Here is a 16,105-nt window from a genome sequence, read left to right as displayed (position 1 = left end):
TAAAGAAAAGTATGAAGTAATTATTTGCTTTTTATGCCTGCCATATTCCTTGCAATGTATTTACCCACTATATCAAATTCTATATTTACCAGGTCGCCTTGCTGCAATGTGTGGATGCTGGTGTGTTCGTATGTGTAGGGGATGATGGCCACGGTAAAATCATCTTTGCCCACGTTAAAGATGGTAAGACTGGTGCCATTGAGGCTGATAGAGCCTTTTTCTATCACCAGGTGGCTGAATGTTTCGGGAAAACGAAAGCTGTATTCCCAACTACCTTCTTTGGACACAATATTGGTGCAGGTGGCGGTGGCGTCCACATGGCCCTGTACAATATGCCCGTCCAGCCGGCCATTCATTTGCATACAGCGCTCCAGATTTACGATGGTGCCCGGCTTCCACTGGCCCAGGTTGGTTTTGGAAAGGGTTTCGGCAATGGCGGTAACCCGGTGCATGCCGTTGGCTGTTTCTTCCACGGTAAGGCAAACGCCGTTGTGGCTGATACTCTGGTCCACCTTCAATTCCTGCGAAATGGCCGAACTGATCCAGAAAGTGGCATTGGTGCCGGAATGGGTGATATCCTTTACGGTACCGGTAGCTTCGATGATTCCTGTAAACATGGCGCAAATTTAGTCTATCGAAATTTCATTTCGATGCCCCTGGAATGAATTCCATGGTTAAGGCCGAAAAGAAATTCCGGCACACGAAAAAGAGTCGAAAAAGAATTTCGACACACGAAATATTTGCGTTATCTTTGCGCCCTGCTTTTAAGAAAGCAATATTAAATAACCAAAAGGGGGTATATATATTATGTTAATTATCGACTCAAAAGATTGCGAAAACATCGACAAAGCGCTCAAAAAGTACAAAAAGAAATTTGAGAAAAGCAAGGTATTGTTGCAATTAAGAGAAAGGCAGTCTTATACCAAGCCGTCTGTTAGGCGCCGTAAGGAAGTGCTGAAGGCGATCTATAAAGACCAGGTTACTGCCGGTAAATTCGACTAACAAGCACCGACAAATATTTAACTGAACTGATACCCGGTTATTGTAACTTCGGGTATCAGTTTTTTTATGCCCATTACTTCCGCCAGGTTATTACAGCAATTTACCGACTACCTGAAATTTCAGAAAAGGTACTCGCAGCATACTATCCTCTCGTATGAGACCGACCTGCAGGCTTTTTTTGACTTTATTGAACTGCAGTTTGGGAATACGGAATTGCAGGACATTAAACCTGCTTTTATCCGCACCTGGCTGGCCAACCTTAAGGAAAAGGGTATGGAAGCCAAGACCATCAACCGGAAGATATCCACATTAAAATCGTTTTTTAAATACCAGCTCAGGCAAGAAGCCATTACGGTAAGCCCGATGGCTACCATCGTTTCGCCCAAGGTAAATAAGCGGCTGCCACAGTTTGTGGAAAAGGCGGATATCAACACCCTTTTTTCGTACGTGGAATTCCCGGATGACTGGCAGGGTAGCACCGAGCGGCTTATTTTGCAATTGCTGTATAATACCGGTATCAGGCGGGCGGAGCTGATATCGCTGAAAGAAAGCCAGGTGGATCATTATAAATCTTCGATAAAAGTATTGGGTAAGGGTAATAAAGAAAGGATCATACCGGTGAATGATGACCTGCTGAAAGCTATTAAAGCATACGCTGCAGCAAAAAGAAAGGAACTGGAACATTTTAATGAAGAAGTGCTGCTGGTGAATGAAAAAGGTAAAAAGCTCGATCCCCGCTATGTATATGCATCCGTAAAAAAATACCTGAGCCAGATCACCACTATAAGTAAAAAAAGCCCGCACGTATTGCGGCATAGTTTTGCCACGCATTTAATGAATAATGGCGCCGACCTGAATGCAGTAAAGGAACTGCTGGGCCACAGCAGCCTGGCGGCCACGCAGATATATACGCATAACTCCATCGAAAAGCTGAAGGATATTCATAAGAAAGCCCACCCCAAGGCATAGCAGGATACAATACCGGCAATAGTTGTGGCGATTTTTCTACGCATCAAACAAGGTGCCGGAACAGCATCATCCGTACAGTAAAAATCAAGTGTGAAAAATATAATTTTAATGAAATTTTATTTTGTAAAATACGTTTCAAATTATTAACTTCATTAAACAAATTGAAACCAATAAAAACCCAAAATATTGCCTATGTTGTAAATGTACCTTTCTAGTTCTTTCACATTATTTTTCACAGATTAAAATCAGAAGTATGAACGTAAACATTCAAACTGTGCATTTTGACGCAGATTCAAAATTGGTAACTTATGTAGAGAAAAAGGTTTCTAAATTGACACAGTTTCACGACAGGATCACCAAAGTAGATGTGTATTTAAAGTTGGATAACGTAGTGCACACCATCAAGGACAAAATAGCCGAAATAAAAGTTCACATTCCGAGGTACGAGTTCTTTGTAAAACAGTCTTCAAAATCATTTGAAGAAAGTTTTGATACCGCACTGGACTCTGTTATTAACCAGATAAAACGAAAAAAAGATAAACAGGCAGCTTAAAAAAATACCCAAAACGCCCCCGGATAACCCGGGGGCGTTTTTTATTAGGGCCCTGTTATGCACATTTTAAAGATTGCCCGTAAAAAATTCCTTTTCAAAGTTTTTGTATTAATCATTTTCTCTTACCTTTGCCTTCCGAAAAAAATGGGGCTGCCTTGGTGTGGGCTTAATTATCGGGAAGTTCTTTGTATTTGGAAGCTACGGCTTTCGAATAAAATGACTGGAAGCTGGAGCTTCCAGGTACAGGTACAAGCCGAGGTAGCTCAGTTGGTAGAGCAGCTGATTTGTAATCAGCAGGTCGTGGGTTCGACTCCCTTCCTCGGCTCCGTTAGGGCAGTTACCAGAGTGGCCAAATGGGGCGGACTGTAAATCCGCTGTCTTTCGACTTCGGTGGTTCGAATCCACCACTGCCCACAGTTACTGTAAGCTTCGGCTTGCAGTGTTGAGTTCTTTAAAATGACTGGAAGCTGGAGCTTCCAGGTACAAGCGGAAGTAGCTCATTTGGTAGAGCGGTAGCCTTCCAAGCTTCAGGTGGCCGGTTCGAGCCCGGTCTTCCGCTCAGATTCACCTTTAGGGAGGTGCTTATCAGCCGTGGTAGCTCAGGGGTAGAGCACTTCCTTGGTAGGGAAGGGGTCGTGAGTTCGATTCTCACCTATGGCTCAGAGAAATGAATAATTAATAATTAATAATGGATAATTAGTAATTGTTCGGTAAAAAAATTATAAGTCGATGGTTTGGGACTATAAACGAAACCCAATTTCAAAACAAATATTAAAATTTAAACAATGGCAAAAGAATCTTTCAAAAGGGATAAACCCCATTTAAACGTTGGTACTATTGGTCACGTGGATCACGGTAAAACAACACTTACAGCCGCTATAACCGATGTTTTGTCAAAAAGAGGTTTAGCGGAGAAAAAAAATTATGATGATATTGATGGTGCTCCTGAAGAAAAAGAAAGGGGTATTACAATTAATACAGCTCACGTTGAATACGCAACAGCTACCCGTCACTACGCTCACGTGGATTGCCCGGGTCACGCTGACTACGTAAAAAACATGATCACTGGTGCTGCTCAGATGGACGGTGCTATCCTTGTGGTGGCTGCTACTGACGGTCCAATGCCTCAAACTAAAGAGCACATCCTTTTGGCCCGCCAGGTAGGTGTACCTCAGATCGTTGTTTTCATGAACAAAGTTGATCTTGTGGACGATCCTGAATTACTGGAACTGGTTGAAATGGAGATCCGTGAATTATTGACTTCTTATGGCTTTGATGGTGATAACACACCGATCATCCAGGGTTCTGCAACCGGCGCATTAGCTGGCGAAGAAAAATGGGTTGCCAAGATCAATGAACTGATGGATGCTGTTGACAGCTACATCCCTCTGCCTCCACGTCTGGTTGATTTACCATTCCTGATGAGCGTTGAGGACGTATTCTCTATCACTGGTCGTGGTACTGTTGCTACAGGCCGTATCGAAAGAGGTCGTATTAAAGTGGGTGAAGCTATCGAAGTGGTAGGTTTACAGGAAAAACCACTTTCTACAACCTGTACCGGTGTGGAAATGTTCAAAAAATTACTGGATGAAGGTGAAGCTGGTGATAACGCAGGTCTTTTATTACGCGGTATTGAAAAAACTCAGATCCGTCGTGGTATGGTATTGTGCAAACCAGGTTCTATCACTCCGCATACTGAATTCAAAGGCGAGGTTTACGTATTGAGCAAAGAAGAAGGCGGACGTCACACTCCATTCTTCAACAAATACCGTCCTCAGTTCTATTTCCGTACTACAGACGTAACTGGTGAAGTTAGCCTGGCTGCCGGTACAGAAATGGTAATGCCTGGTGATAACACCAACTTATCTGTTAAGCTGATCCAACCAATCGCGATGGAAAAAGGTTTGAAATTTGCGATCCGTGAAGGTGGCCGTACAGTAGGTGCAGGTCAGGTGACTGAAATTATCAAGTAAGAGCCCCCCAACCCCCTAAAGGGGGAGTTTGGAAGCTTAAAATATAATACAAAGTACCTTTGGTAAATAGCCTTGGGTACTTTGTTCTTTAAAAAGTTCTTTAAATTAGTATACGCTTTCAGGTCTCTCCTTTAGGGGACGGAAGGGGTATTTTTTACGGGCATGGTGCAACGGTAGCATACGGGTCTCCAAAACCTTTGATTTGGGTTCGAATCCTAGTGCCCGTGCTAATTAATTTGATGATTAGTTAATTAGATGATTAGTTAATTTGGAGATGTGTTAATACATTATCAAATTGGCACATCATCAAATTTCCAAATCGACACATCATCAAATTTTCAAATTGAGATTATGAATAAATTAAGCGCATATTTCAGAGATTCCTATAAGGAACTGGTGCAGAAAGTAACCTGGCCTACCTGGGATCAGTTACAGCAATCAACCATGATCGTTCTGGGTGCCACCCTGGTGATCACTGCGGTTGTTTGGATAATGGATCTTGCTGCCAACAACACCCTGAAATTCATTTACTCTTTATTTAAAGGCTAATAATTGTATGGAAGCAACAACACCCATAATTGAAAAAACGGATAAGCCAGAAAAAGAGAGCAAATGGTATGTACTTCGTGTGGTAAGCGGTAAAGAACGCAAGGTAAAAGAATACCTGGATAAGGATATTGTGCGTAATGGCTGGAGCAATATTGTAAAGCAGGTTTTTTTACCGGTAGAAAAAGTATATAAAGTAGCGAATGGTAAAAAGGTAATGCGGGAAAGGAATTTCTATCCCGGTTATATCATGATAGAGGTGGCCGACGGCAAACTGCATGATGATATGATACAGACCATGAGCAATGTAAGCAATGTGATGCACTTTTTAACAGATGGTAAAGGTTCTAAAGGCAATATCATTTCTTTACGTAAAGCAGAAGTAAATAAAATGCTGGGTAAAGTGGATGAGCTGAGCGATGTAGGCGGTGTAACCATGAGCGAACCGTTCATCATTGGCGAAACAGTGAAGATCATCGACGGACCTTTCAATGACTTTAACGGTGTGATAGAAGAAGTGAATGATGAAAAGAAAAAACTGAAAGTGCAGGTAAAGATCTTCGGACGAGCCACACCAGTAGAGCTCAGTTATATGCAGGTAGAAAAAATAGGCTAAGATATTTTAAACATCCCCAACAAACTGGGGATGTTTTTTTATAGAGATATCCCGGATATATATGGACGGTTTGACCGTCATTTTATTTTTAAGTAATTTGTTACCTGATCTTTCACACTAAAAAATACGTTGTATGAAAAAAACATTTTCTTTTTTGATTGTATTGATGAGCGCTGCAGTGGTGATGGCGCAGCCACCTAAAGTGCCTGCAAAAAAAGGCAGCAACTTTGGCGTAAAAACAACGGCTGATGGCGCTATTGCCGCCAACGACCTGCCGGCATCCATGGCCGGTAAAGAATCTGCCGAAGTAAAAGTAAAAGGTAAAGTGGTGGAAGTATGCAAGGCCGAAGGTTGCTGGCTGCGTATGGAAACTGCCCAGGGACCTATGCTGATTAAAATGAAAGACCATGCTTTTTTAGTGCCTGTTGCCATTAATGGTAAAACTGTGGTAGTAGATGGAACAGCAACTTTAAAAGAAACTTCTGTTGAAATGCAAAAACACTATGCAGAAGATGCGGGTAAAAGCAAGGAAGAGATCGCTGCAATCACAGAACCAAAGAAAGAGATCACGATGCAGGCGAAGGGGATATTGGTGTTATAGAATTTTTTCGACAAGTTGTAGAAAAACGGCTCATGGAATTTTCCATGAGCCGTTTTTATTTTAGGGTATGCCATACTGTTAGTTGCTAGTTGTGGTCGCATTAGACTTCATAGTTGCTGCATAAAAGTCTTTTTCGACCAAACAGTTATTGGCAAATCAACACGATAATCAGGAAAAACTGCACACTTATAAAGTTCGACTAGGGAAAATGAAAAATTAGTCAGTATTTTATTCCCGGTTTTATTGTGTTGTTATATAGTGAAGACTAAAACGGCTACACGCAATGATAGAAAACAGTGAAGATGCTTTTGAAAATAACTGCACAGTAATTTTACGGCGTTCAGATTTTTTTTGTGTTAACAATTGTATGTAACACAAGCGATAGAAAAAAAGTTTGAGAAAAAAATATGGAGGCTGTTGTGCGATAATAAAAAAAATATTACCTATGCACCATCTAACCTTTTCCACAAGTAAATCGATGCGGTAATTTTCTTTGAGTACAATAATGCATATTGTTGCTTATTGACATCAGGATGTTAGTAACTAAAAAAATAATTGCGTAAAACCCGCAATGTTTTTTTGAAAACAGCGCAATAGATTTACACGCAGCAATGCGCAGAGAAAATAAGATGACCCGGTAAAGCTGAAAAGAAAACAACAGATCAATAATAACTCTTTGTCAAAAGAGATTCGATAGTAATCCCAGCCAGCTACCTTATGAGTCCTGCCCGACTCTCCAAGTAGATTTATGTTTTTCAACTGGGAACCCAGTACTTAAAGTGGATTATTGGTGTAGCAATACTACCAACAGCTACTGCTTTGTACAAAACATCCGGAACGGTTGCGCAACAACCTTACGGCACAAGTGAATTTTATTTTTTGCAGTTACAAAAACAGTGAAAACTGTTAACAGGTAAGCTATGCCCTGAACTTAACGGTATAGAGTAACCGCTGCAAAGTGATTTTAAATATAAAATCATTAAATACTGTTATTATGACTCTGATAAAAATCAGACTGCAGACCATCTTATTGCTGTCAGTGTTGTTTTGCAACGCTGTGCAATCGCAGACTACCAGTACCGATAACACGCTGAACAACACTGGCGTTACAGCTATCCAATCTACTACCAGTAGCAACTACCAATTATCGGTGGGTGGCGCAGTAAAAATATTTCATAGTGGCAATAGTGGTTTAAGTAGTGCGTCATTGTACCTGTTGAATACAGCATCTTCGGGGCGAGAGTATTTTATCAATTCTGATAACACAGGTTCTTTCAGGATTGTGGATAATACTGCTGGGACATCCAGGTTTGTAATAGGCAATACTGGCAGTGTTGGTATTGGAACTTCTTCGCCTGCACAGTTATTGGATGTAAACGGAAATGTAAATATTAGTGGTGGAGGTATCATAGGCAATAATACACTTGATGGAGCGAAATTAATGGTGTCAGATGCCAACAGGACTTTATCTGGGGCATCTTTTCCATCGCTAATGAAAATACTTAACAGCGGGGAGGGCCCACAAGATCTTTTACACCTGGATAATAATCATCAAGGTGGCCGTGGTGGTTTTGTTTTATCTAACTCCTCATCTGGAGACTGGACCAACAACTTATTAGCAGCCTATACACATGGTACATCCTTCACCTCCAATTTTTGTTTGCTTAACATTCCTGGAAAAACAACTGACGCCGGATGGAATTATATTGTATCTCAAGGGAATAACGTTGCCGGCATGGGATTATTCAATTATAATGCAATCCCATTGGTTTTGGGTACTAATAATTCTGCACGCATGACAATAGCTGCAAATGGTAATGTTGGTATTGGTACTACAAGCCCAACTGCTCAATTGCATACAACCGGTGCCGTTAGGTTTTCCGGTTTAACCAACGACAATTCAGTGGACAGAATTGTAGCAACTGATGCGAATGGTAATCTTTATTACAGGAGTGTTTCTTCTTTGGGTGGCAACACCACGGGAAATTGGGGCCTTAGCGGCAATGCCGGAACGGATCCCGCCACTAATTTTATTGGCACCACAGATGATAAGGATATTATTTTTAGACGAAATGGTATACAATCTGGCTTGTTAAGTGAAAATCAATGGAATACTTCTTTTGGGATCGGCGCATTAAATCCAGCAAGTTCAAATCCTACAGGGAATGGTAAAGGAATGATAAGTGCCTATGGTTATTATGCTTTACATGCTAATACTTCCGGGTATTTGAATGATGCTTTTGGGTTAAAGTCATTGTACTCGAATACAACAGGCACTTATAATGTTGCAATGGGAAGTAATTCTTTGTATTCCAATATTTCTGGTAACGATAATACAGCTGTGGGGACATATGCCTTATACAATAATACCACTGGAAATGAAAACACAGCAATGGGTGTAAGTGCATTATATAATAATACCACAGGTAGAGCTAATATCGGGTTAGGATTGTTGGTGCTTCAATCAAATACAACCGGAAATTATAATGTTGGTTTGGGACCCAATGCGCTCAATTTAAACACTACCGGTATAAATAATATTGGAGTAGCTTCCCAGGCGCTTTACAACAATGTTACCGGCAGCTCTAATGTTGCTGTAGGTTTGAATTCCTTACTGAACAATACCAGTGGCAGCCATAATATTGCTATAGGTGTAAGTGCAGGTGATAATTTAACATCTGGCGAAAATAATATTGCGATAGGTGAAAGAACCACATTCCCGAACGTATCGGGCTCAGGGCAATTGAATATCGGTAATGTATTATTTGGAACAGGATTGACCTATAATTATTTTTCCGAAACAGCACCACCGACACCTGCAGGCAGTATTGGAATTGGGATAACATCACCAACAGCTCAATTGCATACCACCGGTACCGTTAGATTCTCGGGCTTAACTAATGATAATTCGGTTGACAGAATTGTGGCAACTGATGTCAACGGTAATCTTTATTATCGGGATGCTTCTTCTCTTGGAGGCAGCAGCACGGGTAGCTGGGGACTTAGTGGTAATGCAGGTACCGATCCTTCCACTCATTTTATTGGTACAACCGACAATAAATCTTTGTCAATTAAAACAAATGGCATAGAAAGAATATCAATTTCCAACACGGGGTCAGCATCATTTAAAACTCCAATAGGAACAAGTGGTATCCAGACAATTTTTTCTATTAATGGTGGAAACTCTACATGGGGTAATCAATTGTCAAATTTGTTTGAGGTGAGCAACCAGGGAAGCTGGTGGTTTAGAGATGCGGCCAGTGCGATGCCTTCTTTATGGTATAATAGCAATAACAATGTTATACACAGCGGAGCCGGAATTGATATGGATTTTGCAGCTTCCGGGCAGGTAATTGCAAAAAATGTAAGTGCGTTACGGTTACGCGGAGCAAACTGGTTTCAGACTGAAATAAATATCGACAGGCCTTCCATTGAATATAAGCCGCTGGGAGATCTGTATGTTGCTTCAGGTACTTCTGCTCATAAGTTTACTGTAGTAAATCCCTTAACAAATGCTAATACTAACCTGGCTTCTTTTGATAATGGCGGCACTGACCTTGTAACAATCACAAAAGAAGGCAAGGTTTTGATTGGTACAACTAATCAAGCGCAAGCTGGTAACAACCTGCTGGCAGTAAATGGATCGGCAATTTTTACTAAAGCCACAGTTAAATTAAATGGCAACTGGCCTGATTATGTTTTTATGCCCACCTACAAGCCACTCTCTTTAACAGAACTGGAAGAATATCTTTCAAAGAACAAACACCTGCCTGACGTGCCTTCTGCAGAAGAAGTAGAAAAAAACGGAATTGACCTGGGCAGCAACCAAACTGTGTTGCTGAAAAAAGTAGAGGAGCTGACTTTGTACATGATCGAGTTGAGTAAGAAGGTGGAAGCATTGAGTATAGAAAACCAGGAACTGAAGAAAAAAATAAACAACAGTAATCAATAATACTTTAAAACTGTTACAATGAACCTGATCAACTGTAAACTTTTTTTTATAACCGGCATTGTATTCTTATGCGTTGCAAAAACTGCTGCACAGACTACCAGTACCGATAACACGCTGAACAGCACTGGTGTTACAGCTATTCAGTCTACCACCAGCAGTAATTACCAGTTATCTGTAGGTGGCGCAGTAAAAATATTTCATAGTGGCAATAGTGGTTTAAGCAGTGCATCATTGTATTTGCTGAACACATCCTCCTCGGGACGGGAATATTTTATCAATTCTGATAATGCAGGTTCTTTCAGGATAGTGGATAACACGGCAGGTACGCCAAGGTTTATAATTAATAATAGCGGTAATGTTGGTATTGGTACTACTTCTCCAACTGATAAATTACATGTAGATGGATCCGTGAAATTGGGTAATACTGCTATTGCGCCTTCTTCAGTAAATGCTGAGTTGTGGATCAATTCACCTTCGGGTCAGTATTATCCAACTTTATATTTTAACTGGTTGGGACAAACTGGTCCTAATAATTCTATACAGTACTATGACAGTAAATTTTATTTAACTACGAGTGGTAGCATCAGGGGAATAATTGGCCCTAACTGGTTAATTGGCACCACAACAGATAACGGACAAAAATTGCAGGTAAATGGTGATGCACTGGTATCAGGAAATATCACTTCTCCTGGAACAGGCTCAGGCTCTGAAAAATTCGGTAATAGTGCATCAGTAGGAGCTCATAATTATTCAGCGGCTTTCGGATCTGCTGCAATTACAACAGGAAATGAAAGTATTGCTTTTGGATATAACACAAAAGCAGCACAGTCAAGTGTAGCAATGGGGAGTAGTGCACAAGCTACAGGATTTGCTTCCACTTTAATTGGTAGTGGAGCATCTGATAATGGACAGAATTATATCACTGCTATTGGGGCTGCTAATTCAAATGCAGGATATTTCTCAGGGGGATTGTACCTAAACGGAGGTTTAGTAAATATTGGTTATAACAATAACTCTGCAAATAATAATAATACCTTTCTTATAGGGGCTAATCTTTCTGCTGACAGATCTAACCAGCTGCTTATTGGCAATGGCCTTGCGGGAGGTTTTATCACTGATATGGTTTTGGGGGGTGGCTTATCTAATAGCCTGGCGGCCAGTTATGGCGGTTTATCTATCAGAACCACAGACGGTAGCGGAGCGAATGCTGCCGGTATGCCTTTGATATTCAAAGCAGGCAAAAGTACCGGCTCTGCTTCTGGAGGTTATCTATCTTTTTACACTACTCCTGCAGGCAGCTCCGGCTCAACAACCAATGCGGAAGTAGAACGTATGCGTATAAACGAAAATGGCGCTGTTTTATTCAACAGTGCTGCCGGAACCAGCGGGCAAGTATTAACGAGTGCCGGTGCCGGCGCTCCGCCAACATGGACAAGTATTTCGGGAGGAAGTTCAACAAACTGGAGCCTTAGTGGTAATGCAGGCACTGACCCCACCACTCATTTTATTGGTACTACAGATGATAAAGACTTTATAATTAAAGCAAACAATAATACACTGGGGGTTTTTAGAAGCAACCGTCAAAGTGTTGCATTGGGTATAGCAGCTACTGTTACAGGAGCTAATTCAAGTGCAATCGGTTATAACGCTTCGGGCAGTGGTGATCTTGCAACTGCTATAGGTTATAATACAACTGCTTCTGCTACTTATGCAACTGCAATGGGTTACCTGGCAAGGGCTACCGGTTCGGGTTCTGTATCCATAGGATCTAATACTACAGCTAGCGGCGATTATTCGATGGCTACCGGTACGCAGACGATTGCAAGATCGTATGGAGAGTATACAGCTGGCATATTTAATACAGATTATACACCAACATCTATCAACTCTTTTGTTAACAGTGATCGCTTATTTACAGTAGGTAATGGAGTGGATGATGCACATCGCAGCAATGCTTTAACTATTTTAAAAGGCGGCAATATCGGTATAGGCACCAGTAATCCTGTTTACAAGATACATGCATACGGTGTTAATCCAACCTTATATCTCGAAGGCGATGACAACTCCTATTATACAACTATCATTTTAAAAAGCGTGGTAGGAACAGGAGTCATTAATAACTATGGTCCTTACAGCTGGCGCTTTGGTATGTGGTCAATGGCTACTTCTGCCAATAATAAAAACAGCGGCATCGGAGCAACCACTCATGGAAATTATGCAGTTACCCTTGATGCTTCTCTTGTGCCATTAAATGTTATGGGTGCACAGGGTCAAACCAATGATCTTTTCAAGGTAAATAAAAATATATCAACAGTAACAGGCGGTGTTACAGAAGAAAATGTTTTCTCCATAAATAAAGATGGTAACGTTGGTATCGGTACTAACAATACCACCGGCGCAGAGTATAAATTGTATGTGGAAACAGGGATCCGTACCCGAAAAGTAAAAGTGGATGTTGCCAGCTGGCCCGATTATGTCTTTACACCCTCCTACAAACCGATCTCTTTAACGGACCTGGAAAAATACCTTTTAGAGAACAAACACCTGCCTGATGTACCTAGTGCAGAGGAGGTTGAAAAGAATGGTGTCGACCTCGGTAGTAATCAATCTGTTTTATTAAAAAAGGTGGAAGAGCTAACGCTTTATATGATAGAATTGAGCAAGAAGGTGGATGCATTGACAAAAGAGAACCAGGCTTTGAAGAAGAAAAAAAATAAATAACAATAGCAATAATATTTTAAAAATTATTTTAATGAAACTGGGCAACTATAAATTGTTTCTATTAGCTGGTACAATATTCTTGTTTGCAGCAAGTGCTGCTGCACAAACCACCAGTACCGATAATACATTGAACAGTACAGGGGTTGCTGCTATTCAATCTACTACCAGCAGTAATTACCAATTGTCAATTGGCGGTGCAGTAAAAATATTTCACAGTGGTAATAGTGGTTTGAGTAGTGCTTCATTGTATTTGCTGAATACATCCGCCTCGGGACGGGAATATTTTATCAATTCCGACAATGCTGGTTCTTTCAGGATCGTTGATAATACAGCAGGAACGCCAAGATTTATTGTTTATAATTCAGGGAATATCGGTGTTGGTACCAGTTCTGATGGCGGGTATAAATTTGATGTGAATGGAACTTCCAGGTTTTCATTGGATGCGATCGTTAATTCATTGACCGTAGGAAAAGGCAGCGGAACTAATACAACAACAAATACAGCTTTTGGGTTAAATGTACTTGGAGCAAATACAACAGGAACAAATAATACAGCATTTGGCTATAAGTCATTATACTCAAATACAGAAGGCTTTCAAAATGTTGCAATAGGGGTAAATGCAATGTATTCTACAACCGGAACTGGCAGTACTGGTTACCAGAATACAGCAATGGGATACGAAGCACTATATTCCAATACTACAGGAAATAATAATACTGCTATAGGAAGTCATGCAATGTATACGAATACTACAGGAGTTTACAATACCGGAATTGGATCATCAGCTTTAGCAAGTAATACTACCGGTATTTATAATACAGCAGTTGGCGTAAATGCAATGGTAAAAACCACTACGGGGGGATATAATACAGCAGTTGGTTATACGACTTTAAATGAGAATTTAACTGGTACGAGTAATACGGCCATTGGGTGGCAGGCATTATTTGCCAATACCGGAAATAATAATACTGCAGTTGGAAGAGATGCTTTAACATATAATACAACTGGTATTAATAACACAGCTGTGGGTATGAGTGCGCTATATCAATCAGGAACCGGTTACAATAACACTGCATTGGGAACGATTGCTTTACAAAGTACCAATAGCGGGATCGGTAATACAGCGTCAGGTGTTGCGGCTTTGCAATTTAATACAGATGGAAGTTATAATTCCGCTTTTGGACATTATGCAGGCAATGATGTAACAACGGGGCAATACAACCTGCTTTTAGGGCCTAATGCAGGAAGGGGAATTACAACAGGTAATTATAATACCATTATTGGTGGACAGGTAACAGGACTATCTTCTTCATTATCCAATAATATAATTATTGCAGATGGACAGGGTAACAGGAGGATAAATGTAGATGCTTCGGGTAATGTAGGTATTGGAACAACAACCCCATCCGCATTTGTCCATATAAAATCGCAAGGTGGAAGCAATCGCGGCTTATTGATTGAATCAACTAGTTCGGCAAACTATGCTACTATGGAATTACGGAACGATGCTGATGATCTGACTCAAATAGGATTGACTGGCAGTTCATTCAGTAGTGGTATATTTAATTCCAAGTCGACAACAATAAATACCAACGCTGCTGGCGGCATTAATTTGGTGGCCTATAATGCGGCAGGAAATGTACGATTTGCTACTGGCGGAACTGCAACTTCAAATGAAAGAATGCGGATTGACAATAATGGTAATGTGGGAATTGGCATTACAAGCCCAACAGCCCAACTGCATACAACCGGTACCGTTAGATTTGCCGGATTAACCAATGATAACTCAGTAGATAGGATTGTGGCAACCGATGCCAATGGTAATCTTTATTACAGGAGCGCTTCTTCTCTGGGCGGTAGCGGCACAGGTGGCTGGAGCCTTACCGGTAATGCATTAACAGATCCTGCCACTCACTTTATTGGTACTACCGATGATAAAGACTTTGTAATAAAAGCAAACAATAATACGCTGGGTGTTTTCAGAAGCAACCGTCAAAGTGTTGCATTGGGTATAGCAGCTACTGTTACCGGGGCCAATTCAACTGCTATTGGTTATAATGCTACTGGTAGCGGAGATCTTGCAACTGCTATAGGTTATAATACAACTGCTTCTGCTACTTATGCAACTGCAATGGGTTACCTGGCAAGATCTACCGGTTCGGGTTCTGTATCCATAGGATCTAATACCACGGCCAGCGGCGATTATTCGATGGCTACCGGCACGCAAACAATTGCAAGATCGTATGGCGAGTATGCCACTGGTATATTCAATACAGATGTTAGCCCACTTTCTACCAACTCTTTTGTTAATAATGATCGGTTATTTACAATAGGTAATGGCACGGATGATACTCACCGTAGTAATGCTTTGACTATTTTAAAGAGTGGTAATATCGGGATTGGCACCAGTAGTCCAACTCATAAAATCCATGCTTATGGACTTAACCCTAGCTTGTATCTTGAAGGAGATGATAATTCCTATTATACCTCTATAGTTTTAAAGAGCAATGTAGGAACTGGTATTATTGATAACTATGGCCCTCTCAACTGGCGCTCTGGTATATGGTCATTAGCTACATCTGCAAATAATAAAAACAGCGGTGTTGGTGCAACTACACAGGGAAACTATGCCATTACCCTTGATCCTACGCTCACACCTTTTAGTGTAATGGGAGCACAAAGCCAAACCGGTGATCTTTTCAGGGTAAATAAAAATGTATCGCCAACAATTGGCTATGTAACAGAAGAAAATGTTTTTAACATCAATAAAGATGGAAACGTTGGTATCGGTACAGCTAATACCACTGGTACAGATTATAAATTATATGTGGAAACAGGGATCCGTACACGAAAAGTGAAAGTAGATGTCGCCAGCTGGCCCGATTATGTTTTTATGCCTACTTACAAGCCACTTTCTTTAACAGAGCTGGAAGAATATCTTTTAAAGAATAAACATTTACCTGATGTGCCTTCTGCTGAAGAAGTAGAGAAAAATGGTATTGACCTGGGCAGCAACCAGACCGTTCTGCTTAAAAAAGTAGAAGAACTAACCCTGTATATGATCGAGATGAGCAAACAGATGGAAGCGCTCAATAAAAAAGTGGAAGCACTGAGTAAAGAGAATGAGCAACTTAAAAACAATATTAGCAATAACAAATAAGCAGCCCTTTTA

General features: G+C 40.8%; 11 protein-coding genes and 5 tRNA genes. 15 read left to right on the top strand and 1 reads right to left on the bottom strand.

The annotated features are described in order from the left end of the window. Nucleotides 1-20: 20 nt before the first annotated feature. A complete protein-coding gene (locus tag QM738_RS16945) occupies nucleotides 21-617 on the bottom strand; it encodes a riboflavin synthase (protein ID WP_462277913.1) in 597 nt (198 codons plus the stop codon). 190 nt (nucleotides 618-807) lie between these two features. Between QM738_RS16945 and rpsU the strand changes: the two genes are divergently transcribed. From rpsU to QM738_RS16870, 15 genes are all read left to right on the top strand, one after another. Then, nucleotides 808-1,002: a 30S ribosomal protein S21 gene (rpsU, locus tag QM738_RS16940; protein ID WP_462277912.1), complete on the top strand. Its 195-nt coding sequence runs from the start codon at nucleotides 808-810 to the stop codon at nucleotides 1,000-1,002. 66 nt (nucleotides 1,003-1,068) lie between these two features. Continuing rightward, on the top strand, nucleotides 1,069-1,971 hold the full coding sequence (locus QM738_RS16935) for a tyrosine-type recombinase/integrase (protein WP_462277911.1): 903 nt from the start codon (nucleotides 1,069-1,071) through the stop codon (nucleotides 1,969-1,971). Between the two features lie 253 nt (nucleotides 1,972-2,224). Further along, nucleotides 2,225-2,524, top strand: coding sequence for an HPF/RaiA family ribosome-associated protein (locus QM738_RS16930; protein WP_462277910.1), 300 nt, complete (start codon nucleotides 2,225-2,227; stop codon nucleotides 2,522-2,524). A gap of 252 nt (nucleotides 2,525-2,776) precedes the next feature. Then, nucleotides 2,777-2,849: transfer RNA gene (locus tag QM738_RS16925), tRNA-Thr, on the top strand. Nucleotides 2,850-2,855: 6 nt separating this feature from the next. After that, nucleotides 2,856-2,938 (top strand) — tRNA-Tyr (locus tag QM738_RS16920). A gap of 72 nt (nucleotides 2,939-3,010) precedes the next feature. After that, nucleotides 3,011-3,083 (top strand) — tRNA-Gly (locus QM738_RS16915). A gap of 29 nt (nucleotides 3,084-3,112) precedes the next feature. After that, nucleotides 3,113-3,184, top strand: a tRNA-Thr gene (locus QM738_RS16910). 125 nt (nucleotides 3,185-3,309) lie between these two features. Further along, a complete protein-coding gene (tuf, locus tag QM738_RS16905; protein ID WP_462277909.1) occupies nucleotides 3,310-4,497 on the top strand; it encodes an elongation factor Tu in 1,188 nt (395 codons plus the stop codon). A gap of 156 nt (nucleotides 4,498-4,653) precedes the next feature. Next, a tRNA-Trp gene (locus tag QM738_RS16900) sits at nucleotides 4,654-4,724 on the top strand. A gap of 124 nt (nucleotides 4,725-4,848) precedes the next feature. Further along, nucleotides 4,849-5,046, top strand: a complete 198-nt coding sequence (gene secE / locus QM738_RS16895; RefSeq protein WP_462277908.1) for a preprotein translocase subunit SecE — start codon at nucleotides 4,849-4,851, stop codon at nucleotides 5,044-5,046. A gap of 7 nt (nucleotides 5,047-5,053) precedes the next feature. Further along, complete coding sequence (gene nusG / locus QM738_RS16890) at nucleotides 5,054-5,659, top strand: transcription termination/antitermination protein NusG (protein WP_462277907.1); 606 nt, start codon at nucleotides 5,054-5,056, stop codon at nucleotides 5,657-5,659. A 133-nt stretch (nucleotides 5,660-5,792) separates the two neighbouring features. Then, nucleotides 5,793-6,260 carry a DUF4920 domain-containing protein gene (locus QM738_RS16885; protein WP_462277906.1) on the top strand — a complete coding sequence of 156 codons (468 nt, stop codon included), beginning with the start codon at nucleotides 5,793-5,795 and terminating at the stop codon, nucleotides 6,258-6,260. A 994-nt stretch (nucleotides 6,261-7,254) separates the two neighbouring features. Further along, on the top strand, nucleotides 7,255-10,212 hold the full coding sequence (locus QM738_RS16880) for a beta strand repeat-containing protein (RefSeq protein ID WP_462277905.1): 2,958 nt from the start codon (nucleotides 7,255-7,257) through the stop codon (nucleotides 10,210-10,212). Nucleotides 10,213-10,230: 18 nt separating this feature from the next. Then, a complete protein-coding gene (locus QM738_RS16875; protein ID WP_462277904.1) occupies nucleotides 10,231-12,933 on the top strand; it encodes a hypothetical protein in 2,703 nt (900 codons plus the stop codon). Nucleotides 12,934-12,964: 31 nt separating this feature from the next. After that, nucleotides 12,965-16,093, top strand: a complete 3,129-nt coding sequence (locus QM738_RS16870) for a beta strand repeat-containing protein (protein WP_462277903.1) — start codon at nucleotides 12,965-12,967, stop codon at nucleotides 16,091-16,093. The last annotated feature ends 12 nt before the right edge of the window (nucleotides 16,094-16,105 follow it).

This window comes from Ferruginibacter sp. (genome assembly GCF_049840995.1).
Lineage (GTDB): Bacteria > Bacteroidota > Bacteroidia > Chitinophagales > Chitinophagaceae > Ferruginibacter.
Note: the sequence above shows the minus strand (reverse complement) of the source record. Positions and strands in the feature narration are given on the sequence as shown.

Coding starts and splice junctions, on each gene's coding strand:
- QM738_RS16880 (WP_462277905.1), top strand. CDS start 7,255: ATGACTCTGATAAAAATCAGACTGCAGACCATCTTATTGCTGTCAGTG.
- QM738_RS16875 (WP_462277904.1), top strand. CDS start 10,231: ATGAACCTGATCAACTGTAAACTTTTTTTTATAACCGGCATTGTATTC.
- QM738_RS16885 (WP_462277906.1), top strand. CDS start 5,793: ATGAAAAAAACATTTTCTTTTTTGATTGTATTGATGAGCGCTGCAGTG.
- QM738_RS16870 (WP_462277903.1), top strand. CDS start 12,965: ATGAAACTGGGCAACTATAAATTGTTTCTATTAGCTGGTACAATATTC.
- QM738_RS16945 (WP_462277913.1), bottom strand. CDS start 617: ATGTTTACAGGAATCATCGAAGCTACCGGTACCGTAAAGGATATCACC.
- secE (WP_462277908.1), top strand. CDS start 4,849: ATGAATAAATTAAGCGCATATTTCAGAGATTCCTATAAGGAACTGGTG.
- nusG (WP_462277907.1), top strand. CDS start 5,054: ATGGAAGCAACAACACCCATAATTGAAAAAACGGATAAGCCAGAAAAA.
- tuf (WP_462277909.1), top strand. CDS start 3,310: ATGGCAAAAGAATCTTTCAAAAGGGATAAACCCCATTTAAACGTTGGT.
- rpsU (WP_462277912.1), top strand. CDS start 808: ATGTTAATTATCGACTCAAAAGATTGCGAAAACATCGACAAAGCGCTC.
- QM738_RS16930 (WP_462277910.1), top strand. CDS start 2,225: ATGAACGTAAACATTCAAACTGTGCATTTTGACGCAGATTCAAAATTG.
- QM738_RS16935 (WP_462277911.1), top strand. CDS start 1,069: ATGCCCATTACTTCCGCCAGGTTATTACAGCAATTTACCGACTACCTG.